The sequence below is a fragment of the Flavobacterium sp. H4147 genome (assembly GCF_029360735.1).
GTDB classification, from domain to species: domain Bacteria; phylum Bacteroidota; class Bacteroidia; order Flavobacteriales; family Flavobacteriaceae; genus Flavobacterium; species Flavobacterium endoglycinae.
This window is the reverse complement of sequence record NZ_JARKNB010000004.1, coordinates 368,353-393,811: the sequence shown is the minus strand read 5'-3', so window position 1 is coordinate 393,811 and position 25,459 is coordinate 368,353. Positions and strand designations below refer to the sequence as shown.

The 25,459-nt window shown below is 35.4% G+C and carries 22 protein-coding genes; 15 read left to right on the top strand and 7 right to left on the bottom strand.

Annotated elements, in window-relative coordinates:
* The first annotated feature begins 42 nt into the window (after nt 1–42).
* From P2W75_RS19100 to purL, 5 genes are all read left to right on the top strand, one after another.
* On the top strand, nt 43–1,551 hold the full coding sequence (locus P2W75_RS19100) for a hypothetical protein (RefSeq protein ID WP_276381693.1): 1,509 nt from the start codon (nt 43–45) through the stop codon (nt 1,549–1,551).
* Between the two features lie 58 nt (nt 1,552–1,609).
* Complete coding sequence (locus P2W75_RS19095; RefSeq protein WP_276381692.1) at nt 1,610–2,194, top strand: hypothetical protein; 585 nt, start codon at nt 1,610–1,612, stop codon at nt 2,192–2,194.
* A gap of 98 nt (nt 2,195–2,292) precedes the next feature.
* Nucleotides 2,293–2,865, top strand: coding sequence for a hypothetical protein (locus P2W75_RS19090; RefSeq protein WP_276381691.1), 573 nt, complete (start codon nt 2,293–2,295; stop codon nt 2,863–2,865).
* A gap of 163 nt (nt 2,866–3,028) precedes the next feature.
* The gene (locus P2W75_RS19085) at nt 3,029–4,876 is read left to right on the top strand and encodes an endonuclease (RefSeq protein WP_276381690.1); all 1,848 of its coding nucleotides are present in this window, start codon (nt 3,029–3,031) and stop codon (nt 4,874–4,876) included.
* Between the two features lie 394 nt (nt 4,877–5,270).
* Nucleotides 5,271–8,942 carry a phosphoribosylformylglycinamidine synthase gene (purL, locus tag P2W75_RS19080; RefSeq protein ID WP_276381689.1) on the top strand — a complete coding sequence of 1,224 codons (3,672 nt, stop codon included), beginning with the start codon at nt 5,271–5,273 and terminating at the stop codon, nt 8,940–8,942.
* Nucleotides 8,943–9,035: 93 nt separating this feature from the next.
* Here the strand turns inward: purL and hypE are convergent, their stop codons facing one another.
* The 4 genes from hypE to hypA are packed head-to-tail and all read right to left on the bottom strand — an operon-like array spanning nt 9,036 to nt 11,509.
* Entirely contained in the window at nt 9,036–10,046 is a 1,011-nt protein-coding gene (gene hypE, locus P2W75_RS19075; protein WP_276381688.1) for a hydrogenase expression/formation protein HypE, read from the bottom strand.
* Between the two features lie 7 nt (nt 10,047–10,053).
* On the bottom strand, nt 10,054–10,290 hold the full coding sequence (locus P2W75_RS19070) for a HypC/HybG/HupF family hydrogenase formation chaperone (RefSeq protein WP_276381687.1): 237 nt from the start codon (nt 10,288–10,290) through the stop codon (nt 10,054–10,056).
* Between the two features lie 2 nt (nt 10,291–10,292).
* Complete coding sequence (gene hypB / locus P2W75_RS19065) at nt 10,293–11,159, bottom strand: hydrogenase nickel incorporation protein HypB (RefSeq protein ID WP_276381686.1); 867 nt, start codon at nt 11,157–11,159, stop codon at nt 10,293–10,295.
* An 8-nt stretch (nt 11,160–11,167) separates the two neighbouring features.
* Complete coding sequence (gene hypA / locus P2W75_RS19060; RefSeq protein WP_207295289.1) at nt 11,168–11,509, bottom strand: hydrogenase maturation nickel metallochaperone HypA; 342 nt, start codon at nt 11,507–11,509, stop codon at nt 11,168–11,170.
* Nucleotides 11,510–11,673: 164 nt separating this feature from the next.
* On the opposite strand from hypA, the gene P2W75_RS19055 reads away from it, so the two are divergent.
* From P2W75_RS19055 to P2W75_RS19010, 10 genes are all read left to right on the top strand, one after another.
* Nucleotides 11,674–12,801: a hydrogenase small subunit gene (locus P2W75_RS19055; protein WP_207295288.1), complete on the top strand. Its 1,128-nt coding sequence runs from the start codon at nt 11,674–11,676 to the stop codon at nt 12,799–12,801.
* A gap of 17 nt (nt 12,802–12,818) precedes the next feature.
* The gene (locus tag P2W75_RS19050) at nt 12,819–14,555 is read left to right on the top strand and encodes a nickel-dependent hydrogenase large subunit (RefSeq protein WP_276381685.1); all 1,737 of its coding nucleotides are present in this window, start codon (nt 12,819–12,821) and stop codon (nt 14,553–14,555) included.
* Nucleotides 14,556–14,572: 17 nt separating this feature from the next.
* Nucleotides 14,573–15,313, top strand: coding sequence for a Ni/Fe-hydrogenase, b-type cytochrome subunit (gene cybH / locus P2W75_RS19045; RefSeq protein ID WP_276381684.1), 741 nt, complete (start codon nt 14,573–14,575; stop codon nt 15,311–15,313).
* 38 nt (nt 15,314–15,351) lie between these two features.
* The gene (locus tag P2W75_RS19040) at nt 15,352–15,861 is read left to right on the top strand and encodes a HyaD/HybD family hydrogenase maturation endopeptidase (RefSeq protein WP_276381683.1); all 510 of its coding nucleotides are present in this window, start codon (nt 15,352–15,354) and stop codon (nt 15,859–15,861) included.
* Nucleotides 15,862–15,872: 11 nt separating this feature from the next.
* Nucleotides 15,873–18,149 (top strand): carbamoyltransferase HypF, encoded by a 2,277-nt coding sequence (hypF, locus tag P2W75_RS19035; protein ID WP_276381682.1) that lies wholly within the window; start codon nt 15,873–15,875, stop codon nt 18,147–18,149.
* A 3-nt stretch (nt 18,150–18,152) separates the two neighbouring features.
* On the top strand, nt 18,153–18,779 hold the full coding sequence (locus P2W75_RS19030) for an FKBP-type peptidyl-prolyl cis-trans isomerase (protein ID WP_276381681.1): 627 nt from the start codon (nt 18,153–18,155) through the stop codon (nt 18,777–18,779).
* 1 nt (nt 18,780) lies between these two features.
* On the top strand, nt 18,781–19,857 hold the full coding sequence (hypD, locus tag P2W75_RS19025; protein ID WP_276381680.1) for a hydrogenase formation protein HypD: 1,077 nt from the start codon (nt 18,781–18,783) through the stop codon (nt 19,855–19,857).
* 4 nt (nt 19,858–19,861) lie between these two features.
* Nucleotides 19,862–20,575, top strand: coding sequence for a sulfite exporter TauE/SafE family protein (locus tag P2W75_RS19020; RefSeq protein WP_276381679.1), 714 nt, complete (start codon nt 19,862–19,864; stop codon nt 20,573–20,575).
* A 261-nt stretch (nt 20,576–20,836) separates the two neighbouring features.
* Complete coding sequence (locus P2W75_RS19015) at nt 20,837–21,268, top strand: hypothetical protein (RefSeq protein ID WP_207295280.1); 432 nt, start codon at nt 20,837–20,839, stop codon at nt 21,266–21,268.
* Nucleotides 21,269–21,444: 176 nt separating this feature from the next.
* A complete protein-coding gene (locus tag P2W75_RS19010; protein WP_276381678.1) occupies nt 21,445–23,223 on the top strand; it encodes a long-chain fatty acid--CoA ligase in 1,779 nt (592 codons plus the stop codon).
* Between the two features lie 164 nt (nt 23,224–23,387).
* On the opposite strand, the gene P2W75_RS19005 is transcribed toward P2W75_RS19010, so the two are convergent.
* The 3 genes from P2W75_RS19005 to P2W75_RS18995 all read right to left on the bottom strand — a co-directional run bounded on the left by P2W75_RS19005 (nt 23,388) and on the right by P2W75_RS18995 (nt 25,428).
* Nucleotides 23,388–23,933, bottom strand: a complete 546-nt coding sequence (locus P2W75_RS19005; protein ID WP_207295278.1) for a 3'-5' exonuclease — start codon at nt 23,931–23,933, stop codon at nt 23,388–23,390.
* Between the two features lie 27 nt (nt 23,934–23,960).
* Nucleotides 23,961–24,521 carry a metallophosphoesterase gene (locus P2W75_RS19000; RefSeq protein WP_276381677.1) on the bottom strand — a complete coding sequence of 187 codons (561 nt, stop codon included), beginning with the start codon at nt 24,519–24,521 and terminating at the stop codon, nt 23,961–23,963.
* Between the two features lie 121 nt (nt 24,522–24,642).
* A complete protein-coding gene (locus P2W75_RS18995) occupies nt 24,643–25,428 on the bottom strand; it encodes a hypothetical protein (protein ID WP_276381676.1) in 786 nt (261 codons plus the stop codon).
* Nucleotides 25,429–25,459: the final 31 nt, after the last annotated feature.

Genomic DNA, 25,459 nt, shown 5'->3' with positions numbered 1-25,459 from the left:
TGTAGAATATACAATCTTTAATCTGTGACAAAAACTATTCAAATGCGTCAACACTTTATACTTTTTATTTTTGGTTTGTTCATCGCGATGAGTTCCTGTAGAACTGATTTTGATACCGTTGCCAGCACTGGAGATTTAAAGTTTTCAAAAGACACTGTATATTTGGATACTGTTTTCAAAAACATCGGTTCAAGCACTTATCAATTAAAAGTCTTTAATAGAAGCAAAAACGACATTTCAATTCCGATTATACAGCTGAAAAAAGGTCTGGCTTCTAAATACCGAATGACCGTTGACGGAATGAATGGCAACAACGGAAAGATTTTCAACAATGTTACACTTTTAGCAAAAGACAGCCTCTATATTTTTATAGAAACCACTGCCGATATTACGGATGCCAATCCAACTGATTTCTTGTATACCGATGAAATTCAATTTGACAGCGGTGCAAATCTTCAACAAGTCGCTTTGGTAACATTGATTCAAGATGCAGTATTTTTATATCCAAAACAAAATCCTGACGGAACAAAAGAAAAAATCCAAATCGACGGTAAAGCTGTTGATGGATTTTATCTGGACGAGAATGATGCTGTAAACGGAAATGAACTTCTTTTTACGAATACGAAACCTTATGTAATTTATGGGTACGCTGGAGTTCCCGAAAATAAAACCGTCACGTTTGAAGCCGGCGCAAGAGTTCATTTTCATGCCGGTTCAGGATTATATGTTGGCGATAAGGCTTCTCTTCAAATTAACGGAGCGGTTTCTACAACTGACAAACTTGAAAAAGAAGTCATTTTTGAAGGCGATCGTTTAGAATCACTTTACTCAGATATTCCAGGACAATGGAAATCTGTGATTTTTGAAAAAGGAAGTGCCAATCATTCTATCAATCATTTGACTTTAAAAAATGCTGTTACGGGATTAGAATTCAGAAGTCCGTCAAATACGATTGAAATTAAAAACACTCAAATTTACAATTGCGTTGAGTACGGAATTTTAGCTCAAAATGCACATATTACAGGAGAAAATATCGCCATTAATTATGCTGGTTTAGCCGGTTTATCTTGTGTTTATGGCGGAAATTACAGTTTTACACATTGTACTTTTAACAATAATTGGTCGGGCAGTTCTCAATTTGCCGTTAATTTAAGTAATAGTCTGGCAGGAGCATCACCCGAAACCAATCCGCTGACACAGGCAACTTTCAACAATTGCATTATTTACGGTTCAACATCGTACGAATTCAATTTGAGCAAAAATACAGGCGCAGCTTTCATTTATCAATTAAACAATTGCCTGCTGAAATTTGGAAGTTCAACAAATGCTGATTATCAATTCAAAACCGATACAGAACACTACAACAACATCATTTTAAATGAAAATCCGAAGTTTTACAACGTTTCAAAAAATCAGCTGAATATCGATAAAACTTCTGCCGCTTTCGCGAAAGGGAATCAGGCATTCATCATTCCAACAGATATTTTAGGAATTACCAGAACTTCTCCACCGGATTTGGGCGCTTATCAGAGTAAAGATTTTCCGAAGTAAAAAGATACAAAGTATAAACTCTAAGTTTTAAAAGTTTTTTATCTAAAACGATAATCAAATGAAGAAAAATCTTTCTATCGCAGTTTTTATTCTAGCCTGCATGAGCACGTTTGCACAAAATACCAAAACGATTCAGTGTGATTCTATTTATAAAAACAAAGGATTTACAATACAACTCAAGAACTTTGAGACTGAAAAAGACGGTTACGATGGTGAAAAAAATTCAATTTTAAGTATAATTCAAAAGACAAATAACAAATCTTCTGTTTTAGTAAAAGATTCGATTTTTAGCAGTACTCAAAAAATCGAATTCCAAGATTTCAATAATGACGGCATAAAAGATATTTTGATTCAGAACATTTCTGATGTAAGAAGCAATTGGACCTATAACTTGTATCTCTACAATCCAAAAACAAACAACTTTATAAAAGTCATTGGTTTTGAAGAAATCAAAAATCCGACATACAATCCAAAATATAATATTGTAGAAAGTTATGCTGCATCTGGTCAAGATTGGGTTTCCTTTTACCAAATAAAAAAGAACCGCATTTACGATTATGGCATCACAATAGTTGATGATCACGGAAAGAATTTTGAAAAAGAATACCAGAAAGCCATTAAAAAGATTTCAGCAAAAAAGTGAATCTTTGAATCAACTCATTATTTTTTTTGAGCAATTAAACAAAGTAGGTTTTTTCTTTAAAATAATATTATTTTTGCATAACAAATTGTTAGACAAAAATGGAAGAGAATATTACAATAGCATACAATCTTAGCTGTATTAACAATCATGAGTATTTTTTTGAAAATGCACCTAAATCAGTATTCTGTGATGAGTGTGAATGTCGTATCGATTTTTCGTATTTACCTACCAGTTTTAAAATAAGAAATAAAGCCGACTTTAGCGCCACTTATGAACGTAGGTTTATTTCATCATTAAAATTTAAAAAATACATTGAAGGATTAAATTTTAATGTTGATTTTCTTCCACTTAATGAAGATAACTCTTTATTTTTAATGAAACCTTTAGAAATTTTAGAGTTTTCTGCTTGGCAAAAGGATAGATTTTGTAATAAATGCAATCAATACAATGATCAAGTCGTTCCTGTTCCAGATTTCTTTCACAAAACAGGTAAAATAATTGAAGAAGGAATATTCTCTACGAGTGTAGGTTTTGGAAGCGGAAGAGAAATAAGTCCATCTTTTATTCTTGGCGTTAAAACTACTCAAATCATTGAAAAAGCTATTAAGGAAAATAAATTTAGAGGATTGTCAATTAACAAAATTCAGGCTCAAAAAAGTTACTTTAAATAACCTCAAAACACCCGTAAGAAAATATATCTAAAATTAAACATCGCTTAACGTATTGCATTCATAAAAGTAGTAGATTTGTTACAATTCGTTTTTAATCAATTAAAATTCAGACATTTAAAAGTTAAAAACAAAAAACCGTAACCAAATTTTAAACTATTAATTTATGAAAAAAAACTACTTTTTACTGTTATTGATGTTTGCCACAATTGGTTTTGCTCAAATCCCTTCGGGTTATTACAGCACTGCAACCGGAACGGGTTATACTTTAAAAACACAATTGTATAACATTATTAAAGACCACACCAATAACGGTTATGCCGGACTTTACACCACTTATCAAACTTCTGACGTTGATAATTTTTATGAAAATGACGGAACTATTTTAGACATGTATTCTGAAAATCCATCAGGAACAGATCCATATAACTACACCACAGGAACAACGCAAAGATGCGGAAACTATTCTGCCGAAGGAGATTGCTATAATAGAGAACACATTATTCCACAGTCGGTTTTTAATGAACAGTCCCCAATGGTTGCGGATGCGCATTTTATTACCCCAACTGACGGAAAAGTAAACGGAATGCGTTCGAACTACCCTCACGGAAATGTAAATTCAGCTACTTATACTTCTCAAAACGGAAGCAAATTGGGTTCAAGTGCCGTTTCTGGGTATTCGGGAACAGTTTTCGAACCAATAAATGCTTTTAAAGGAGATATTGCCAGAATGTATTTCTATTTTGCAACACGATATGAAAACACCGTTGCGGGATATTCGTACGCTATGTTTAACGGTTCAAGCAATCAAGTTTTTACGACAGCATTCTTAAACATGCTTTTAGCTTGGCACGCGCAAGACCCTGTGAGCGCAAGAGAAATTGCAAGAAACAATGCGATTTACGCACGTCAGAACAACCGAAATCCGTTTATCGATCATCCTGAATATGTAAATCAAATTTGGGGCGGCACTCCTCCTTCTGGAGATACTCAAGCACCAACAACTCCAACAAGTTTGGCTTCAACCACAAAAACAGCAACTTCAATTTCGCTTAGCTGGACCGCTTCTACAGATAATGTGGCCGTAACAGGATATGATGTTTATGCTAATAGCGTTTTAAAAACAACTGTTTCTGGAACTACAGCTACCATTACGGGTTTAACCGCTTCTACCACTTATTCAATTTATGTAAAAGCAAAAGATGCGGCTGGAAATGCTTCTGCTTCAAGCAATACTATTTCAGTTACAACCAACAGCAGCGGAACAGGAACTGCAACAGATCTTCTTTTTTCTGAATACATTGAAGGTTCTGGAAATAACAAAGCTTTAGAAATTGCCAACAATACTGGAAGTTCTGTAAACTTATCTGCTTATACGATCAAAAAACAGACAAACGGTGCTGGTTCATGGAGCACAGGATTGGCTCTGAGTGGTACATTAGCAACAGGAAGCAAATTTGTTGTGGTAAACAGTTCAATGTCATCAAGTTGTTTTTCTACGAGTTCAGCTAATATCTCAACAACGGCAACCGAATTAACTTTCAATGGAAATGATGCCGTAGGTTTATTCAAAAATGGCGTTTTGATTGACATCATCGGAACCTTTAATGGCGGAACAGCCAATTTTGCTATTGATGTCACTTTAAGAAGAAAATCAACCGTAACTTCTCCAAGCACCACTTTTAACTTAAGCGCTCAATGGGATTCGTTTTCACAAGATACCTGCAATAATTTAGGAAGCAAAATGGCTCGCCCAATTGAAGAAGAAGTGGTTGAAACATCTAATGAAGTTTTGATTTTCCCAAATCCGTCAAATGGAATCTTCAATATAGGTTTAGACAATTTTGATTCTCCTTACGACTTAGAAATTTTCTCTTTTACAGGACAAAAAGTTTTCGAAAAACAAAACAGTACTGATGCTGTCATTACAGCTGGTCATCTCGCAAAAGGAATTTATGTCGTTAAAATCCAAAAAGATTCAAAAACGATCACTAAGAAAATTGCAATAGAATAATTTTTTCACGCATTTGGCAGATCAAAACAGATTAAAACTTAAAAATTAATTGACACAGATTTTTAAATGACTCAAAAAATTAAATCTGTACAATCTGCCAAATCTGCGTGAATAAAAAATTCTGCTTCCTTTGGGAAATATTTCTCCCACAGATAAGCAGATCAAAAATATATTATAGACAAAGTTTTTTAATTCAGTAAAAAAAATAAATCTGCTAAATCTGCGTGAAACAAAACTCATCATCTTAGCAACTCTACAAAAACCAACCACATTCTTAATTTTTAACTTAATTTCAGTTCAATTTCATTTTTTTCAAAAGAGTTTGTTATCAAATTTGCGCTTGCTATTTATTTAAACTAAATTTGCAGCTCAATACAACAAACTACACATCACAATGATCCATTTCTTTGAAAACCAAAGCAAAACTGTTTTTGCCGTACAAACGCAAAACGAAATTTCAGCTCAAGACATTTCAAAATTAAACTGGCTTTTTGCCGACGCAAATAAGATCGAAAAATCCGCACTGACGGGTTTTTTTGTTGGTCCCCGTGCCACTATGATCACACCGTGGAGCACAAATGCTGTAGAAATCACTCAAAATATGGGTGTTCCGGGCATTATCAGAATTGAAGAATTTCATCCGGCAACGGCAGATTTTACTGATTTTGATCCTATGCTTTTCCAAAAATTCAACGAATTAGATCAAGAAATCTTCACTATCAACATTCAGCCAGAACCAATTTTGGAGATTGATGATATTGCGGCTTACAACAAAGTTGAAGGTTTAGCTTTAAGCGAAGAAGAAGTTGAATACTTAAACAATCTTTCAGCTAAACTGGGTAGAAAATTAACGGATTCTGAGATTTTTGCTTTCTCTCAAGCAAATTCAGAACACTGCCGTCACAAAATTTTCAACGGAACTTTTGTGATCGATGGCGAAGAAAAAGAAACTTCTCTTTTCAAATTAATCAAAAAAACATCTCAGGAAAATCCTAACGATATTGTTTCTGCTTACAAAGACAACGTTGCTTTTGTAAAAGGACCAAAAGTGCAGCAATTTGCACCAAAATCGGCTGATAAACCTGATTTTTACGAAATAAAAGAATTTGATTCGGTTATCTCATTAAAAGCCGAAACACACAATTTCCCAACTACTGTTGAACCTTTCAACGGAGCTGCTACAGGATCAGGAGGAGAAATCCGTGACCGTTTAGCAGGAGGACAAGGCTCATTGCCATTGGCTGGAACTGCGGTTTACATGACTTCTTACTCTCGTTTGAAATCCTTCGACTCCACTCAGGACGACAGAAAATGGGAAAATGCGGTGGAAGAAAGAAAATGGTTGTACCAAACACCAATGGATATTTTGATCAAAGCTTCAAACGGAGCTTCAGATTTCGGAAATAAATTTGGACAGCCGCTTATTACAGGTTCTGTTTTAACTTTTGAACACGAAGAAGAAAACAGAAAAATTGGTTACGATAAAGTAATCATGCAAGCAGGTGGAATTGGATACGGAAAATTAGACCAATCGATAAAACACAAACCAACAGAAGGCGATAAAATCGTTATTTTGGGAGGTGAAAACTATAGAATTGGAATGGGTGGTGCTGCAGTTTCTTCTGCAGATACAGGAGCTTTCGGTTCAGGAATTGAGTTGAATGCGATTCAGCGTTCAAACCCAGAAATGCAAAAACGTGCTGCAAACGCCATCCGAGGATTGGTAGAAAGCGACAATAATCCAATTGTTTCGATTCACGATCACGGTGCGGGCGGACACTTAAACTGCCTTTCTGAGTTAGTGGAAGAAACTGGAGGTTTGATCGATTTAGACAAATTGCCTGTTGGAGACCCTACTCTTTCTGCAAAAGAAATTATTGGTAATGAATCTCAGGAAAGAATGGGATTGGTTATTGGTCAGAAAGACATCGATACGTTACAAAGAATCGCTGATAGAGAGCGTTCTCCAATGTACGAAGTTGGAGATGTAACGGGAGATCACCGTTTTACTTTCGAATCAAAATCGAATGGTTCTAAACCAATGGATTATGCTTTGGAAGATTTCTTTGGAAGTTCTCCAAAAACCATCATGACCGATAAAACGGTAGACAGAAAATATGCTGATGTTGCTTACAACGCAGGAGATTTTGAAAGCTACTTAAAAGACGTTTTACTTTTAGAGGCTGTTGCTTCAAAAGACTGGCTAACGAACAAAGTTGACCGTTGTGTGGGAGGAAAAGTGGCTAAACAGCAAAATGCAGGTCCGTTACAATTGCCATTGAACAATTTGGGTGTAATGGCTTTGGATTACTTAGGAAAGGAAGGAATTGCAACTTCTATCGGGCACGCTCCTATCGCGGCTTTGATTGATCCTGCTGCTGGATCTAGAAATGCAATTGCAGAATCGTTATCAAACATTATCTGGGCTCCAATTAAAGATCAGTTAAAAGGAGTTTCATTATCTGCAAACTGGATGTGGGCTTGTAAAAACGAAGGTGAAGATGCTCGTTTATACGAAGCTGTTCAGGCTTGTTCAGATTTTGCAATTGAATTAGGAATCAATATTCCAACAGGAAAAGATTCGCTTTCAATGAAACAAAAATATCCAAATGATGAAGTAATTGCACCTGGAACGGTTATTATTTCGGCTGCTGGAAACTGTACCGATATTAGAAAAGTGGTTGAACCTGTTTTACAGAAAAACGGAGAATCAATTTATTATATCAATTTGTCTCAAGATGACTTCAAATTAGGAGGTTCGTCTTTTGCACAAATCAGAAATGCAATCGGAAACGAAACTTCTACTATTAAAGATTCGGCTTTCTTCAAAAATGCATTTAATACGGTTCAAGAATTAATCGGCGAAAGCCAAATTTTAGCAGGACACGATATCGGAAGCGGTGGTTTAATCACTACTTTATTAGAAATGTGTTTTGCTGATGTAAATCTTGGAGCTAAAATTGATTTCAGCGCTTTCGCGGAAAAAGACTTATTGAAAATCCTTTTCGCGGAAAACATCGGAATCGTATTCCAAGCAAAATCAGATGCAACAGTTGAAGCTAAATTAAAAGCGAACAATATCGAGTTCTTCAAATTAGGTTCGGTTCAGGAAACTGCAAGTTTGGATTTTGGAACTTATAAATTGGATATTCCAACTTACAGAGATGTTTGGTTTGAAACTTCTTATTTATTAGATCAAAAACAATCTAAAAACGGAAGAGCTCAAGCACGTTTCGAAAACTATAAAAATCAGGTTTTAAATTATACTTTCCCTGCACATTTTACAGGAAAAAAACCAGAAATCGATAATTCTAAACCAAGACCAAAAGCAGCGATTATCCGTGAAAAAGGAAGTAACTCTGAGCGTGAAATGGCAAATGCAATGTACTTGGCAGGTTTTGACGTAAAAGACGTTCATATGACGGATTTAATTTCTGGTCGTGAAACTCTTGAAGATATTCAATTCATCGGAGCTGTTGGCGGTTTCTCTAACTCTGACGTTTTAGGTTCTGCTAAAGGTTGGGCCGGAGCTTTCTTATACAACGAAAAAGCAAAAACAGCTTTAGATAATTTCTTCAAAAGAGAAGATACTTTATCGGTTGGAATCTGTAACGGATGCCAGTTGTTTATGGAATTGGAAGTAATTAATCCAGAACATGAAGTTCACGGAAAAATGCTTCATAACGAAAGCCAGAAACACGAAAGTATCTTTACTTCTGTAACCGTTCAGGAAAACAATTCGGTTATGTTATCGACTTTGGCAGGAAGTACTTTAGGAGTTTGGGTTTCTCACGGAGAAGGTAAGTTTAAATTGCCTCTTGCTGAAGAAAACTATAACATTGTTTCTAAATATGCTTATGAAGGATATCCAGCAAACCCTAACGGTTCTGATTACAATACGGCAATGATGTGCGACAAAACTGGAAGACATTTGGTTATGATGCCACACATTGAGCGTTCAACTTTCCAATGGAACTGGGCGCATTATCCAAAAGACAGAAACGACGAAGTTTCTCCTTGGCATGAAGCTTTTGTAAACGCCAGAAAATGGATTGAGAAAAACTAAAAAATATATTTTTATTACAGAAAGCGCCCGATAAATTCGGGCGCTTTTTTTATTATAATTCCGCAAGGTTTTGAAACCTTACAAGAAAAACTTTTAACAAATTCTCGGCAGCTGTTCACCTACAAGAGGTTTTACGACTCTCTTTCCGCCAAAAGCACTTTCAATAATTATTTTTGACGGATGTTCGGCTGTAACAAATCCTATTTCAGAAGCATTAGGATTTATTTTCTGTAGAATTCGCACCACCTCTTCTTTAATTTCAGAGGCCGTTATACACACAAAAACACCTTCATTTGCAACGTACAAAGGATCTAAACCTAATAATTCGCAAGCGCTTCTTACTTGATTCTCTACTTTTATTTTTTCTTCAAAAATTGAAATACCGAGATTCGCATCAACCGCTATTTCATTCAATACAGAAGCTAGTCCGCCCCTCGTTGCATCTCTCAAAAAATGGATTTTATCTCCAAAACGATCCATTAAATCTTTAATCGTATGATTCAAATTAATAGTGTCACTCAGAATATCGCTTTCAAATTCCAGCCCTTCCCTTTCAGACATAATTGCCATTCCGTGCGAAGCTATTGCTCCATTTATAATAATGGCATCTCCTTCTTTTATATTCTCGATTTTGATATTGGCTTTTTCGTGCACAACACCAATACCTGATGTATTTATATAAATATGATCGCCTTTTCCTTTTTCGACCACTTTGGTATCTCCGGTAACTATTTGAACATTTGCTTTGTCAGCGGCTTCTTTTATGGATTTAATAATTTGGGTAAATTCGTCCAAACCAAAACCTTCTTCTATAATTAAAGCCAGAGAAAGATATTTAGGAACAGCACCACACATCGAAAGGTCGTTTACCGTTCCGTTTACAGCAAGTTCGCCAATATTACCGCCTTTAAAGAATATGGGAGAAACCACATAACTGTCTGTTGAAAATGCCAAATTACCTTGAAGGTTTAAAAATGCACCATCGTGGCGAACTTCTAAAACATCATTTTTTAAAATCTTAAAAATTACTTCATTGAGCAATTTAGCCATATGCTCGCCGCCACTGCCGTGATGCAGATGAATTACTTCGCTATTCTTATTCATTTCATACTTAAATTTGTTCGCCCATTTCTTTTAGAACCTCCATAGTTCGCTTGGCTTCTGCTTCATCAATAATTCCGATGGCCGCACCAACATGCACTAACAAATAATCTCCTACTTTGGCTTCTGGTACAAGGGCTAAATTGACTTCTTTTATTATCCCTTCAAATGATACTTTTCCTATTCTAAAAGTTTCATCAAGTTCTACTGTGACTTTTTCTAAACGGCCTGGAACTGCTAAACACATATTTATTGTTTTATAGATTGCGCCAAATAATCATACCACTCCTGAAGTCCTTCGCCTGACGTTGCAGAAAGTTCGAAGAAAATCAAATGCGGATTGACCTTTTTGGCATATTCTTTTAATTTTTCTAAATCAAATTTTAGGTAGGGCAGCAAATCTATTTTGTTTATAATGCAGACCTGAGATCCTGAAAACATATCAGGATATTTAAGCGGTTTATCTTCTCCTTCGGTAACTGATATAATAACAATTCGTTTCAACTCTCCAAGGTCAAACATTGCTGGACAAACCAAATTCCCAACATTTTCAATCATTAAAACAGAGTTTTGAACGGGTTTTAATTCTTTTACTGCTTTTGCTATCATTTCACTATCCAAATGGCATCCTTTTCCTGTATTGATCTGTAGCACTGGAACATTCAATTTATGAATTCGATCGGCATCATTTGTCGTCTGCTGATCTCCTTCTATCACAGAAAATGCCATTTTGGCTTTCAGATCCGAAATGGTTCTTTCCAGCAAAGAGGTTTTTCCAGAACCAGGAGAACTTACCAAATTAATTGAAAAAATATTCAGTGCTTCAAAAAAGCCTCTGTTTCTTTCTGCTGTAAGCTGGTTTTTATACAAAATATCTTTTTCTAACTGCACTACATTTATTTCGTGAGAATGCGAGTGTTTATAATCATGATTATGTTCATGGTCATGGCTATCATGCTCATGGTCATGATCGTAATGGTGTTCATGATGATGGTCTTCGTGATCATGATGGTGATGAAAATGTCCCGAATGGTAATGAGAATAGGAATTTTTGCTTCCAATTTTGGTAAATCTAATCTCGTTTTCATCAGAACTGCAGCCGCAAGTAGTACACATAACTCAACTTATTTTATGATTATTTTCTTGATTTTTAATTCTTTTCCAGCGGTAATTTCTTTAAAAGGGCTGTTACATTCGGGGCAATTATCAAAACTCCTTTCAATTTGAAATTCTGTACCGCATTCAGCACATTTTGCTTTTCCTTCTGGTTCTTCAATAAATAATGCGGCATCCTTTAAAACCGTTCCATCAATGCATTGTGGCCATACAAAATGGAAAGAACTCATTTCTACCCCTGATAATTTCCCTATCGAAAGATAAATTTCAAGCGCTTTTGTTCCCTTGATTTTATCTACTTCTTGTGTTGCAATTTTTACAATTGACGTAACTACCGAAAGCTCATGCATAATTATCTACTTTTCAAAGTATATTTCAATCTCGCAAGATATTCATAAAATAAATCTCAAAAACTGATATTTATCACATTCCTACCGTAAAGGTTTAGATAATTTTAAATTCCTAAATAAAACAACTAAAAGTTTTTTCATCGATAATTAAAAACAGAATCAGAATGGAGGAAAAAAAACAAGGAAACGAAACCTATTATAATAGTATTGAAAGACAAGGCTACAGCAGGAGAGATTTCTTAAAGTTTGTAGCTTATATTGGTGCCTATATGGGAGTTCAGAGTTCTGCAATTGGCCAAATTGCCAAAGCACTCGAAACCACTCCGCGTCTGCCTGTGATTTGGGAACATTTTCAGGAATGTACTTGTTGCAGCGAATCTTTTATTCGTTCTGACCATCCTATTGTTGCTGATATTATTCTCGATAAAATTTCTTTAGACTATACTTTGACTTTAATGGCGGCATCTGGACATCAGGCCGAAGCTGCCAAAAAGGCAACGATGGACAAATACAAAGGAGAATATATTCTTTGTGTTGAAGGTTCTGTGCCAATGGGTGCCGATGGAAATTACTGTTGCATTGGAGGTAGAAGCGCTGTTGATATTCTAAAAGAAGCGGCAGCGGGAGCAAAAGCCATTATTGCTTGGGGAAGCTGTGCTACATCTGGTTGTGTGCAGGCTGCAAAACCAAATCCGACTGGTGCTGTGCCAATTCATAAAATTATAACCGACAAACCTATTATAAACGTTCCGGGCTGTCCGCCTATCGGTGAAGTAATGGCTGGAATTATTGTTCATGTAGTGGCCTTTGGAAAACTGCCTGAATTAGACAGTTCTGGACGTCCGAAAGCCTTTTACTCCAAAAGGGTTCATGACAGCTGTTACCGCAGACCTTATTTTGATGCGGGATTATTTGCAGAAAATTTTGATGACGAAAATGCTAAAAAAGGATATTGCTTATATAAAGTAGGCTGTAAAGGTCCAAGTACGTACAATGCTTGCGGTAATATGAAATGGAACGGCGGCGTAAGTTATCCTATTCAGTCTGGTCACGGGTGCATAGGCTGTAGCGCGAAGGATTTTTGGGATGCAGGAAGTTTTTATTCTAGAGATACAGCTGTAAATCCAGGAAATATTGAAGCCAATGCTGATACCTTAGGAAAAATTGCTTTAGGAAGTGTTGCTGCAGGCATCGGAGTTCATGCTATACTTTCTAATGTATCCAAAAGAAAAGAGCTTACACAAAGAATCAATCAGGGAACTGAAAACGAAAAACACTTAGAGGATTTATAATCTAAATAAAAACAAACATGGCAGAGAGAATAGTTGTAGATCCAATTACCAGAATTGAAGGGCATCTTAGAGCCGAAGTAGAAATTTCTGATGGTACGATAAAAGAAGCGTTTTTGTCTTCTACAATGGTGAGAGGTTTAGAAAATATTGTAAAGGACAGAAACCCAAAAGATGTATGGGCATTTGTGCAAAGAACTTGTGGTGTTTGTACTTCAACACACGCTACAGCATCTGTACGATCTGTTGAAGATGCACTTGGAATTGTTGTACCGCCCAATGCTGAAATTGTTAGAAACATTATGTTAGGTTCGCTATACCTGCACGATCACGTAGTTCATTTTTATCATTTGCATGCTTTTGATTGGGTCGATGTATTGAGCGGTTTAAATGCAGATCCGGTAAAAACATCTCAATTGGCACAATCTATATCCAATTGGCCAAAAAGTTCGCCAGGTTATTTTTCTGACTTACAGAAAAGATTAAAAAAGTTTGTAGCAAGCGGTCAATTAGGAATTTTTGCAAATGGATATTGGGGACACCCTCAAATGAAACTGCCTCCTGAAGCCAATTTAATGGCCACGGCACATTACTTGGAAGCTTTAGAATGGCAAAAAGAAATTGTAAAAGTGCATGCCATTTTTGGCGGTAAAAATCCGCATCCTAATTTTCTTGTTGGAGGAATGGCTTGTTCCATCAATCTTGATGATGCCAGTGGTTTAAATGCTGAAAGATTAGCTTTTGTAAGACAGCTGCTAGAAGAAGGAAAACGATTTGTAGAACAGGTTTATCTTCCAGATGTTATGACCATAGCGAGTTTTTACAAAGACTGGGGCGCAATTGGAGGTTTTCATAACTTCATGACTTTTGGCGATTTTCCAACTCAAGGGTACAACAACACCAATAACAATACCTTCAAATTTCCATCTGGGGTTATATTGAATAAAGACTTAACAAAAGTTCTCGATCTGGATTTACGAGACTTAAAAACAGTTGAAGAGTATGTAAACAATTCTTGGTATGATTATGAAGGAGACGGCAATACCGGAAGACAGCCTTGGAGCGGAGAAACCAAAATAAATTATACAGGTCCAAAACCGCCGTATACTCATTTGAATGTGGATGAAAAATACAGTTTCATTAAAACACCTAGATGGAAAGGCCATGCTATGGAGGCTGGTCCGCTTGCGCGAATGCTCGTAGGATATGCCTCTGGAAGAGAAGAATTTAAAGATACCATAGATTCGGCATTGTCAAAACTGCAAATTCCTGCCGAAGCTTTATTTTCTACTTTAGGCAGAACTGCAGCAAGAGCTTTAGAATCAAAATTAGTAGCAGGCTGGAATCTGGAATTCTTTGACCAATTAATTGAAAATATTAAAAAAGGAGATACCAAAATGGCCAATATGGAAAAATGGGAAACTTCAACTTGGCCAAAAGAAGCACAAGGTGTAGGACTAGTAGAAGCACCCAGAGGAGCATTAAGCCATTGGATTGTAATAAAAGATGCCAAAGTTGCCAATTATCAGCAGGTGGTTCCTTCTACTTGGAATGCTTCACCTCGAGATCCTAAAGGACAGCGTTCGCCTTACGAAAGCAGTTTATTAAATACTCCTGTCGCAGATCCTGAACTTCCTTTAGAAATCATTAGAACAATACATTCATTCGATCCATGTATTGCTTGCGCAGTGCATTTATACGATGAAAATGGCAGTATTATCAAAGAAGTAAACGACATCTCTATCTGTACCGTCTAATTTAAAAATTGTACAACATGCCAACAAAAACTAACGATTATAAAAGGGCTTATATATGGCAGCTGCCAATACGCATTTTTCATTGGGTTAATGCTTGGGCTATTACAGGACTGGTTGCAACAGGTTTTATGATCGGCCATCCGCCTGGCATCATTTCGACAAAAGAAGCAACAAATCAGTTTTGGTTTGGATACATTCGAGAAATCCATTTTGGGTGTGCTTATTTGTTAACAGCTGTCATGATTTTGAGAGTTTATTTTGCTTTCAAAGGAAATAAATATGCCAACTGGCGCGTGTTTTTTCCTTTCAAAAAGGAAGGTTTCAAACGAATGTGGCATGTTATTAAATATGATATTTTTCTACAAAACGAAAATACAAATGGTTCGCCAACAGGAGCTGTTGGTCACAATAGTGTGGCAGCAGCTTCTTATTTAATAATGTTTTTTATGGCACTTATCATGATTGCTACAGGATTTGCGATGTATGCTCCTACTTCAACATGGTTTTTTCCTAAAATGTTTGCTTGGGTAACCAATTTTGTTGGAGGTGATTTTAATGTTAGAACGATTCATCATTTTACCACTTGGACTTTTATTTTGTTTGCCATTGTTCATATTTACTTGGTCTTCTTTCATGATTGGCTGGAAGGATTAGGCGAAACATCGGCCATGGTAAGCGGTTATAAGTTTGTACGAACAGAAAGAATTAAAAAAGACGAGAATCTAGAGAAACAGGATCAAATAGTACAGCAGCAATAGCAAGTAAATTGTTTAATAGGTTTCGAAAATAAAATGATATGCAAGAAGAAATTATTGCGAAAAAAACAGATGAGTTTCATACCGACGGAAATGAAATTTTAGTGCTCGGAATTGGCAATTATTTAATGGGCGACGAAGGTGTTGGCGTACATTTTATAAATAGAATAGACAAAACCCAATTTCCTGAAAATATTTCCTTTATTGATGGAGGAACTGGAGGTTTTACTTTAATTCCGTATATCGAAAATCATAAAAAAGTAATTATTGTAGACGCCACTATGGATGGCAAACCAGAAGGAACAGTTACGCTTTTAAAACCACGTTTTACGCAAGATTTTCCTCCATCTTTAAGTGGCCATAATTTTGGACTGAAAGACATGGTTGATATTTTATCGATGCTCAACGCCATGCCCGAAATCTATCTGTACACCATTACAATATTAAAAATGGAGCCAATGTCTCTAAATCTTTCGCCAAAAGTAAACAAAGCGATACAAAAAGTCACCGCAAAAATCATTTCTCAGATTGAAAATTTTAAAAATATATAATTCCTTTTTTCTTGATTCCAACATTTCAAATAACAATTTCTGGCGTTGTGCAAGGCGTTGGTTTTAGACCTTTTATATACAATTTAGCTCTTAACTACGATTTAAAGGGTTATGTTTCCAATACTGAATCTGGAGTAATTATAATAGTACAGAACAAAAAGGAAATTATAGCTGATTTTTATAAAGAGCTTAAAAAGAAACATCCTAAAAATGCCCAAATAAGCAATATCAAAATTTCGGAAATTTTAATTGAGGAAGAGTATCCTGATTTTATTATAAAACCCACCGACAAAAACATTTCTATCAATTCGCAGCTTACTGCTGATTTTGCGATATGTAAAAATTGCAAAGAAGAAGTTCTCGATCCCGAAAACAATCGCTACTACTATCCCTTTATAAGCTGTACTTCATGCGGGCCTCGATATGCAATTGCACACAAATTTCCTTTTGAAAGAGAAAATACAAGTTTAAAAGAATTTGAGATGTGCGAAAATTGTCTTGAAGAATATCATAATCCAAAAGATATACGCTTTCATTCTCAAACCAATTCATGTCCGGATTGCGGAGTAAAAATTTTATTTACAGATAACTCAGGAGCAGTTATTTCTGGAACAAACAAGGAAATCTTCGAAGCCGTTTCGGAGAAACTAAACAACGGAAAAATAGTTGCGGTAAAAAACACGAGCGGTTATCTGCTTTTATGTGATGCAACAAATCCAGAAGCTGTTCAGGAATTGCGAAACAGAAAAAAACGTCTCACAAAACCATTTGCAGTCTTATTTACAGATTTGGATCAAATTGACAATTTTTTATTCTGCAACAAAACAGAAAAAAAAGCAATCAGCTCTGTTCAAGCGCCAATTGTCATTTTACCTTTAAAAAATCAAGCCAATCTGGCGGTACAGCAAATCGCACCAAGCCTGAATTCAATTGGTGCCATGCTGCCCAATTCAGGTATTTTGCATTTAATTTCAAATCTGTTCCAAAAACCGCTTGTAGCAACCAGCGGCAATTTTAACGGATCAACCATATGTACAGATCAAGATGAAGTAATGGAAACGTTACGCTTTGTGGCTGATTTTTATCTGCATCATACTTTAGACATTCAACATTCGCAGGATGATTCTGTCATTAAATTTTCAAGAAAGCACAAACAAAAAATTATACTGCGCCGCGCGCGAGGATTTGCCCCAAATCTTGATTTATCTTTTTCTGCTCCCAAATCAGAACAATTGCTTTGTTTAGGTGCCGATTTAAAAAATACGATCACTATTGCACCAAACGAACAAATTTACACGAGCGAATATATTGGCGATTTATCCAATTACGATACTTATAACCGATTTGATAAAAAAATAAGCCGTTATCAGGATTTTTTCGGATTCATTCCCAAAACCATTATTTATGACAGTCATCCCGATTACGAAAACGCCAAAAAAATTATTGATTTCACCACCCAGAATAATACAGTAAAAACCTTTAAAATTCAGCATCATGAAGCGCATTTTGCGGCCATTTTAAGTGAAAAGAAACTATGGAAAAAATCAAAAATCTTAGGTGTTATCTGGGACGGAATGGGGTTTGGCAATGACACAGAGATTTGGGGTGGAGATTTTTTTGCATACAGCATTAATAAACCAATAGAAAGGCTTGGACATTTAGAGTATTTTAAATGGGTTTTAGGCGATCAAATGTCTAAAAATCCTAAAATCGCTGCACTTTCAATCAGTAGTAATCACAAATATTTTCAGCAATACTGCGACAAAAACGAAATCAAAATTTACTCCAAGTATATCAAAGACAGTTCGATCAGAACTTCTTCTGTGGGACGATTGATTGATGCGGCAGCCTTTACACTAGGGTTTAAAAGTCCTATTTTATTTGAAGGCGAAGCAGGTATGTATTTAGAAAATCTTGCTCAAAAAGCTTACAACAGCTCTAATGTAAAATTGAAAGACTATCTGCAAAACGAAAAAATAACCAATACGATTCCGACAAAAAAACTTTTATTAAATCTGGTCAAAGCAGTAAAAAGAAATGCCAATCTAGAAATTGCTGCTTTAAATTTCCATTACACATTGGTAAAATGCGTTGAGAAGATTGCCTTTTTTTCCAAATCAAAAGAAATCGCTTTTAGCGGTGGCGTTTTTCAGAATGCCGTTCTTATCGATCTCATAAAAGATCATTTGCAAACAAAATACAAATTACATTTTCACAAAATGCTTTCGCCCAACGATGAAAACATTTCGTTTGGTCAGCTTAATCATTATTTACATTTTAAAAAATAATTTATGGACATTCTTGAATTATTAGGACATATAGGAAAAACAGAAGAAAAAGACAAAATCTCTTATTCTGCTGGTGTTGTTATGGCATTAAGCTTAAAAGATATTGGATTTGAAGAAATAATGTACGAAGATTTTACAGATGGTATGAAGTCTGTTTTCGAAAAGACTTCTGAAAAAATTTCTCCTAAACGTTCAATCGAAATCTTCAATAATTACGTTGCTCTTTTGCAGGAAGAACTAAAAGTAAAAAATGCCGAAATTGGAAAAGCTTTTTTAGAAAAAAATGCTAAAAAAGAAGGCATTGTAACACTTCCTTCTGGTTTGCAATACGAAGTTTTGGTAGAAGGAAACGGGAAGTTGCCTAAAATTACAGATACCGTAAATGTTGTATACGAAGGTTCTCTGCTTAATAAAAATGTTTTTGATTCTACAAAAGAAACTGGACCTCAAAAAATGCAGGTTGCACAAACTTTAAAAGGCTGGCAGGAAGCACTGCAATTAATGCCCGAAGGCTCTCGCTGGAAAATATATATTCCGCATGACTTAGCTTATTCTCACATAGGCGCGCCACCAATGATTCAGCCCAACTCTACTTTGATATTTATTATTGAACTCTTAAATATTGTTTAAAATGAAATACATGTCTGAATATCGTAATCCAGAATTGGTCAACCATTATATAAGTGAAATTCATAAAATCACGACCAAACCATGGAATATCATGGAAATTTGTGGCGGACAAACCCATTCATTGGTCAAAAACGGATTATTGGATTTACTGCCAAAAAATATCAGAATGATTCACGGGCCTGGCTGTCCTGTTTGCGTAACTCCTATTTCATTAATCGACAAAGCTATTGAGCTAATGAAGAAAGGTGTCATAATGTGTTCGTTTGGAGATATGATTCGTGTTCCTGGATCGTCAAAAAGTTTGTTGCAAGCCAAAGCCGAAGGCGGCGATCTTCGTATTTTATATTCTCCTTTAGAAGCAGTAAATATTGCCGTGAAAAATCCGTCCAAAGAAGTCGTTTTTTTTGCTGTAGGTTTCGAAACGACTGCGCCTAGCAATGCTTTGGCCGTTATTTATGCGCAACGATTAGGTCTTACCAACTTTAGCTTACTGGTTTCTCACGTTTTGGTTCCGCCCGCAATGGAAGCAATTTTATCTGATGAGTTTTGTACCATAAATGCTTTTTTAGGAGCTGGTCATGTATGCACTATTGTTGGTTTGGAAGAATATTATCCCATTGCCGAAAAATACAAAATTCCAATCGTAGTTTCAGGATTTGAACCTACGGATATGGTTCAAGCAATTTACCATACCGTACTTCAACTAGAAAAAGGAAAATATGAAGTAGAAAATCAATATACAAGATTAGTTAAGGAAGAAGGCAATATAAAAGCAAAAGAAGTAGTAAACACTGTTTTTACCATCGGAACTCAAGAATGGCGAGGCATTGGTGCAATTAAAAATAGTGGACTTGTAATGAGAAAAGACTATAAAATGTATGATGCCAGCCAAAAATTTGCTATAGCAACTTTAAACAAAGAAGAAGACCAATCCTGTATTGCCGGACAAATCTTAACGGGACACAAACGCCCCAATGAGTGTCCTGAATTTGGAAAAAAATGCAAGCCCTCTAATCCCTTAGGCGCGCCAATGGTATCTTCTGAAGGTGCTTGTGCTGCATATTTCAACTATTTGTAAAACTATGATTGGATTTTTAATTACAATTTATGCCGGACTAGAACATGCCTTTGAGGCCGATCATTTGCTAGCAGTAAATAATTTGGTTACCAATAGAAGCAAGATCAAAGATGCCTTAAAAGATGGAATATCCTGGGGAGTTGGCCATACTTCAACCATATTTATTGTGGGCATACTTATGATTGGTTTTAAAATTTCGATTAGCGAAAATATTTTTAGCTATCTCGAAGCTGTGGTGGGTATAATGCTTGTTTTTCTTGGAGTTTATCGTATGGCAAAATTATTTTACAAGAAAAAACATTCTCATACTTATTACCACAGCCATCAGCATACGCATAGCAATGGTGTTACCCATACTCATATGCACGCTCACACCTACACCCACTCTCACCCTATAGATATCTTCCCGCATAATCACTCTGAAACTGCCAATTATAAGACGGCATTTTGGGTAGGATTAGTTCACGGATTGGCAGGCAGCGGATCTTTGGTTATACTCGTTATCTCTCAAATGAAAACACCATTAGAAGGATTAGTATATATTTTAATTTTTGGAATTGGTTCTATTTTAGGAATGTTTGCTGCTGCTGGGCTTTTCAGCATTCCTTTTACAAAAAATGTTTTGGGGTCTAAAAAACTTCAATATTCGTTAATCGTAATTTCTTCTGTAATCTGCATTTTATTCGGATTCAAAATTATATACAGCAACTTATTTTGAAAATCATATTTTAAAAATGACTAGATGTCAAAGTGTAGATTATTAGTCTTCTAAGTTCAATCTAATTTGCTTTTTCCTGTTTTTAATGTTAAAAAATACCTTTTTCTCTACTCGTTTTCTTAAGACTGTTAACTTACCCTAAATTTAATTTACTAGTATATTAAGGCACTTTATAATTCTATTGAAAAATTGAATTATATTCGCTGAAAGAAATCACCCCAACCGATTTTTTCAGTCACAAAACCACTTAATCCTACATAGATGAAATTTTTACAATTATTAGCGGCAACAGTATTCTTTATTTCCTTTCAATCCTATTCTCAAGTACAAGTAGATCAAATTACCCACAATTCTAAAGAACGCTACATCACTACAACTATTGGTTATCCTGTTCAGGGAACTTATGCCCCAATTGGCATGAAACAGCCTATTACCGTTTTAAATCCTGATGGAACAGGTTCCATTCAAGCCGATGATTTGAGCAAACAGAAAATCAACTGGGGAATTGAGTGTACTGAAGAAGGAACTCCTATTTTTAAAGAAGGCTTCAATAGTAAATCCTATACATTTTGGTACAGACCAAATGACAGCAATGAATGGTTTTACTCTCAATTCTCCATTCATTTTGCTAAGAAAAAAATGTTTTTAATGGGCGAAAGAGTAAAAGAATACGAAGATTACAACGTACAATAACAGTCATAAGCAGGCTTCAAATTAAATATTTATTGGTTTTTGGAAGAATTTCTACTAAAAAGAAAACGTTTTCGTAAAATTTTAATAGTTGTCATAAAATTTCCTATTTAATTTTAGAAAACTAAAAATCATTCCCAATTTTTATTTAATTTGCAATATAATTCAATATATTAAACATGATTTCAATCACTCGACTTTTTGATTTTCCCTATTATCAACAAGAAACTTACAACCTTCCAGTTGCTTTAGCAACAAAAAAAAACGGAGTCTGGGAAAAAACATCTAGCCAGGAATATATTGCAAAAGCTAATGCTATTTCAAGAGCATTATTGCGTATGGGAGTTCAGAAAGATGACAAAATTGCTTTGATCTCTTCCAACAACCGCACGGAATGGAATGTAATGGATATTGGAATTTTGCAGACAGGAGCTCAAAATGTTCCTATTTACCCAACAATTGCTGAAGAAGACTACGAATATATATTAAACCACAGCGGCAGTATTTACTGTTTTGTTTCTGATGAAGAAGTACTTCAGAAAGTAAATGCTATTAAAGCGAATGTGCCAACATTAAAAGAGGTATATTCTTTTAATGAAATTTCGGGCTGTAAACACTGGTCAGAATTACTGAATTTGGGAGCAGACAAAAGCAACCAAAATGAAGTTGAAGCTAGAAAAGAAAGTATTCATACAAATGATCTGGCAACGATTATTTATACTTCTGGAACTACAGGAAGGCCTAAAGGTGTTATGCTTTCACACCAAAACATTGTTTCGAATGTTTTAGACAGCGCACCTAGAATTCCATTTGATGCGGGAAACAGTACTGCATTGAGCTTCCTTCCTATCTGCCATATCTTTGAAAGAATGATTCTATACATCTATCAATATTATGGTGTTTCGGTTTATTTTGGAGAATCGATCGACAAAATCAGCGACAATTTAAAAGAAGTACAGCCAACAGTTATTACAGCTGTTCCTAGACTTCTTGAAAAAGTATACGATAAAATTTATGCCAAAGGAGCCGAATTAACTGGTATCAAGAAAAAGCTGTTTTTCTGGGCTATTGATTTAGGTTTAAAATACGAGCCATACGGAGCAAACGGTTTCTGGTATGAGTTTCAATTAAAAATTGCCCGCAAACTAATTTTCAGTAAATGGAAAGAAGGTTTGGGAGGAAAATTAGATTTAATGGTTTCTGGAAGTGCCGCTTTACAGCCTCGTTTGTCTAGAGTTTTTGCTGCAGCAGAAATTCCGGTTATGGAAGGTTATGGTTTAACAGAAACTTCTCCTGTAATTGCGGTAAACGATCAAAGAAATAAAGGTTTTAAAATTGGAACTGTTGGAAAACCAATCCGTAATCTTGAAGTGAAAATTGCTGAAGATGGAGAAATTCTTTGTAAAGGACCAAACGTAATGTTAGGATATTATAACGATCCTGAAAAAACAGCTGAAGCTTTACAAGACGGTTATTTCCATACGGGAGATATTGGAGAAATTGACAGTGAAGGTTTCTTAAAAATCACCGACCGTAAAAAAGAAATGTTCAAAACATCAGGAGGAAAATATATTGCTCCGCAGATGATTGAAAATGCGATGAAACAATCTCGTTTTATTGAACAGATTATGGTTATTGGTGAAGGCGAAAAAATGCCAGCTGCTTTTATTCAGCCAAATTTTGAGTTTGTAAAAGAATGGGCTAAAATCCACAAAGTTACTTTAGGAAGTACTGACGCTGAAATCGCTTCAAATCCAGATGTCATTAAAAGAATTGACGAAGAAGTAGAAAGTATCAATAAAAAATTTGGTCACTGGGAACAAATTAAACGTTTTGAGTTAACTCCAGATGTTTGGTCAATCGATGGTGGACAGCTTACTCCTACTTTAAAATTAAAAAGAAAAATTATTAAAGAGACCTATAAAGATCTTTACGCTAAAATCTACGGAAACAATTAATAAATCAAAATAATTTAACCAAGGGAAAGGCTGTCTTATAAAGACAGCCTTTTTAATATTTTGATAATTCATCTAAAAACAGAAACTGCAAATACGAAGATATGCAGTTTCCTTGTGCAGATATCAACTATCCCTTTTGATAACTGCGATTAACAAATTAAAATCTAATTTTTCAGGCACCAATTCAAAATTTTAGCGATGTTTTTGGCATCGTCAATACCTCTATGGTGTGTTCCTTCTAATGGAATATTCAACATTTGCAAAGCACCGTTCATACCCGTCTGCCTGTTAAGACCAAACTTTTCAGCAAAATGTTCTTTTACGTTGATATGATCTTCTGCCATTGGATAGGGAACACCAAATGATTTACATTGGTTTTTCAGCATATTCAAATCGTACTGACCGTAACTTGCCCAAGTGTACAAATCCGGATTGTAATCATCAATAAGCTGATTGATGGCATCTTCAAAAAATACTCCGTTTTTATCCAGTAAATCTTGGGTAATGGTTGTTAGTTCTGTACAAAACGAACTTACGCTAGAGCGTTGTGGTTTTACTAATATGCCTTTATTTTTAGAAATCTGGCCTGTTTCTGTATCTAGTAAAGCCAGACCAATTTCAATAATTTCATTTTGCTGGCCTTTCGGGACGGGACCTTGCCAACATGTGGCTTCTAAATCGATAATAATAATTTTATCTGTAGTTTTCATTTTTTCTAATTTTTAAAAAATTTATAATTATCTGTCTCCAAAAGGAGCTTTCCAATCTTTCGCTAAAATGCGGGTTTTTACCTCATCATAAGAAAGCGGTTCATAATTATGGCAGTCTACGCCAACATCAAAAGATCGCATCGTTTCATCATCGAACAAATGTCCGTGAGAGTGACCGTATAAGTGCCATGTACCTCTAAAAGAACTTCTCCATACTTTCATTGCGTAGTGAAATAGGATTATCTTTTGTCTGCCGTTTGGTGCATCTTCATCAGCGACACTTAATTCGTAGTAATCTTTGATCCATTCAAATCGTTTTGCATAACTCAATGCCGATTTATCGTGATTGCCCTTTATAAGAAAAATAGAACCATTTAATTGATCTAAAATTTCTTTTGTTCGTTCTGGTCTTGCCAAAGAAATATCGCCCAAGTGATAGACAATATCCCGCGGACTTACCTTTTCATTCCATCGTTTAATGAGTTCCGCATCCATTTCTTCTACCGAGGCAAACGGGCGCTCACTAAACCTGATTATATTCGTGTGACCAAAGTGATGATCAGACGTAAAAAATATATTTTGATTCATTGTTTTTTAATTTTTAAAATGGAAACCATTCGCAATGATTTCTCTTTTTTCATTCTTTTTAATTTGATTTGTCAAATATTCAAATTACACTGCGCAATTATTCTGCGCAGCGTAAAAAAAATTAATTAATCCATTCGATAACAGTCGATAAATAAACTTGTCTGACTTCTTCAAATCGAGTAATATTCGGAATATGATTTACTTCAAGTAAATATTTCGAACCGTCTTTGGCCACGATATAATCATTTCCAATCATGTCCATTTTTAAAGCTTCTTTGATATTAAGTGTGTCGGCAAGCAAATCATCATCGACAGGCATAAAACCAGCATTGTCAGGATGAATCGATTTCAGCCAGTCATCACCTTCCAGTTTAATCTGCCAATAGGTATCGCCTATCATCATAATACGAACGGCCTCACCTTCATAATACGGTTCAATGGTAGCGGTAAACTCACTTTCCCATTCTCCGGTAAAACGGTGTTTATTTTCACCGCAATGCCAGTTACCCCATTTTGCAACTGTATCATTTGTAGTATTTACAAAAGCTCCAGCGCTTACAAAACCTCTCGGTGCGCCGAATCTCGAAAGAGATAACGCTTTTATGAGACAAGGAATCTTAAATCGGCATTCGAGCATCGCAGCCGGATTTGGATAACAATCTCCTTTCCAGATCGCAAGACCTGAAATAAAATCAAAATCATTATCGTAAATTCCGTAATAGACAACTTTATCTACAGGTAACATTCCAATTCCGTTCGATTTTTCCATATACAAAACCTCATCTTTTACCACAATTTTTGGTATAGATTGGTGCCAGATAATATGTCCATGATATTGGGCTTTTATACTATCATATTCTTCCTGTTCAATTCCCACAAGGGCAATTCGGTTGTATTTTTGTTTCATCGTTTTAAATTTTAATGTTACTTGTTTTATT

Coding starts and splice junctions, on each gene's coding strand:
- P2W75_RS19100 (WP_276381693.1), top strand. CDS start 43: ATGCGTCAACACTTTATACTTTTTATTTTTGGTTTGTTCATCGCGATG.
- P2W75_RS19095 (WP_276381692.1), top strand. CDS start 1,610: ATGAAGAAAAATCTTTCTATCGCAGTTTTTATTCTAGCCTGCATGAGC.
- P2W75_RS19090 (WP_276381691.1), top strand. CDS start 2,293: ATGGAAGAGAATATTACAATAGCATACAATCTTAGCTGTATTAACAAT.
- P2W75_RS19085 (WP_276381690.1), top strand. CDS start 3,029: ATGAAAAAAAACTACTTTTTACTGTTATTGATGTTTGCCACAATTGGT.
- purL (WP_276381689.1), top strand. CDS start 5,271: ATGATCCATTTCTTTGAAAACCAAAGCAAAACTGTTTTTGCCGTACAA.
- hypE (WP_276381688.1), bottom strand. CDS start 10,046: ATGAATAAGAATAGCGAAGTAATTCATCTGCATCACGGCAGTGGCGGC.
- P2W75_RS19070 (WP_276381687.1), bottom strand. CDS start 10,290: ATGTGTTTAGCAGTTCCAGGCCGTTTAGAAAAAGTCACAGTAGAACTT.
- hypB (WP_276381686.1), bottom strand. CDS start 11,159: ATGTGTACTACTTGCGGCTGCAGTTCTGATGAAAACGAGATTAGATTT.
- hypA (WP_207295289.1), bottom strand. CDS start 11,509: ATGCATGAGCTTTCGGTAGTTACGTCAATTGTAAAAATTGCAACACAA.
- P2W75_RS19055 (WP_207295288.1), top strand. CDS start 11,674: ATGGAGGAAAAAAAACAAGGAAACGAAACCTATTATAATAGTATTGAA.
- P2W75_RS19050 (WP_276381685.1), top strand. CDS start 12,819: ATGGCAGAGAGAATAGTTGTAGATCCAATTACCAGAATTGAAGGGCAT.
- cybH (WP_276381684.1), top strand. CDS start 14,573: ATGCCAACAAAAACTAACGATTATAAAAGGGCTTATATATGGCAGCTG.
- P2W75_RS19040 (WP_276381683.1), top strand. CDS start 15,352: ATGCAAGAAGAAATTATTGCGAAAAAAACAGATGAGTTTCATACCGAC.
- P2W75_RS19030 (WP_276381681.1), top strand. CDS start 18,153: ATGGACATTCTTGAATTATTAGGACATATAGGAAAAACAGAAGAAAAA.
- hypD (WP_276381680.1), top strand. CDS start 18,781: ATGAAATACATGTCTGAATATCGTAATCCAGAATTGGTCAACCATTAT.
- P2W75_RS19020 (WP_276381679.1), top strand. CDS start 19,862: ATGATTGGATTTTTAATTACAATTTATGCCGGACTAGAACATGCCTTT.
- P2W75_RS19015 (WP_207295280.1), top strand. CDS start 20,837: ATGAAATTTTTACAATTATTAGCGGCAACAGTATTCTTTATTTCCTTT.
- P2W75_RS19010 (WP_276381678.1), top strand. CDS start 21,445: ATGATTTCAATCACTCGACTTTTTGATTTTCCCTATTATCAACAAGAA.
- P2W75_RS19005 (WP_207295278.1), bottom strand. CDS start 23,933: ATGAAAACTACAGATAAAATTATTATTATCGATTTAGAAGCCACATGT.
- P2W75_RS19000 (WP_276381677.1), bottom strand. CDS start 24,521: ATGAATCAAAATATATTTTTTACGTCTGATCATCACTTTGGTCACACG.
- P2W75_RS18995 (WP_276381676.1), bottom strand. CDS start 25,428: ATGAAACAAAAATACAACCGAATTGCCCTTGTGGGAATTGAACAGGAA.